General features: G+C 60.5%; 3 protein-coding genes. All 3 read right to left on the reverse strand.

The features are described from left to right. Window positions 1-218: 50S ribosomal protein L6 (gene rplF, locus ACXJKH_RS20785; RefSeq protein WP_457322224.1), on the reverse strand; the 218-nt coding region annotated here is incomplete at its 3' end. A gap of 18 nt (window positions 219-236) precedes the next feature. Further along, complete coding sequence (gene rpsH, locus ACXJKH_RS20790; RefSeq protein ID WP_256776221.1) at window positions 237-635, reverse strand: 30S ribosomal protein S8; 399 nt, start codon at window positions 633-635, stop codon at window positions 237-239. Between the two features lie 237 nt (window positions 636-872). Beyond that, window positions 873-1,178 (reverse strand): 30S ribosomal protein S14, encoded by a 306-nt coding sequence (gene rpsN, locus ACXJKH_RS20795; RefSeq protein WP_256776220.1) that lies wholly within the window; start codon window positions 1,176-1,178, stop codon window positions 873-875. Between the last annotated feature and the right edge of the window lie 45 nt (window positions 1,179-1,223).

The following is a 1,223-nucleotide window of genomic DNA, read 5'->3' on the forward strand; positions in this document are numbered from 1 at the left end:
ATGTTGGCCAGGATCGCGCGCACGGTGCCGGTGAGGGCAAGCAGGCTCGGATCGTTGGCGGCCAGGTTGGCAACGCCGTTTTCGATGGTGATTTCAACGCCAGCAACCTTGGGCAGCGACAGGGTGCCCTTCGGGCCCTTCACGCTGACGGATTCCGGCTGGATGTTCAGTTCAACGCCCTTGGGCAGGTTGACCGGCTTCTTGGCTACGCGGGACATAGTTGGTTCCTTCTCGCCTTAGGCCACGAAGCACAGGACTTCGCCGCCGACGCCCAACTGGCGCGCCTGCGCATCAGTCATGATGCCCTTGGAGGTGGAGATGATGGCGATGCCCAGGCCGTTGAGGACCTTCGGCAGTTCGGACTTGCCACGGTACTGGCGCAGACCCGAACGCGAGAAGCGCTTCAGGGTCTCGATGACCGGCTTGCCCTCGAAGTACTTCAGGACGATTTCAAGCTCGGCCTTGTTGTTTTCGATCTTGGTYACGCGCAGGTCGGTGATGTAGCCCTCGGACTTCAACACTTCTGCGATGGCAACCTTGATGTTGGACGACGGTGCTTTCACCGTCTGCTTACCAACCGCGGCCGCATTCTTGATGCGTACCAGCAGGTCGGCGATGGGATCAGTCATGCTCATAGTCGATACCTTTGAGTGCACCGATATCCGCTTTCGCGAAAATCTTGCTGTGTTCCTGGGATGGGCCAGTACCCTTCACGCGCTGCTCACGTCTTGCGAGCAGGCAAGACGCGGGAGTATACGGCAAAAAGAGCCCGACTTGCGTCGGACTCTTCAATTGGGAACAAACCTGAACAACCGGTCGGTCCCCCTGCCCCGCACCCAGGGGGATGCGAGGCAGGTTCCGGGACGAATCCCTTACCAGCTGGCCTTGCGCAGGCCCGGCACGTCGCCACGCATGGTGGCTTCGCGCAGCTTGTTGCGGCCGAGGCCGAACTTGCTGTAGACGCCACGCGGGCGGCCGGACAGTTCGCAACGGTTGCGGTGGCGGCTCGGCGACGAATCGCGCGGCAGCTTCTGCAACTTGACGACAGCGTCGGCCTTTTCGTCGTACGAAGCGGTCGTGCTGGAGATGATCTTCTTCAGCTCTTCACGCTTACCAGCGAACTTGACGGCCAGCTTGGCGCGCTTCAGATCGCGGTTGACCATGGAGGTCTTTGCCATATCGGATTCCTCGACGTATCAGTTACGGAACGGGAACTTGAACGC

The sequence above is a fragment of the Stenotrophomonas sp. P5_B8 genome (genome assembly GCF_054049855.1).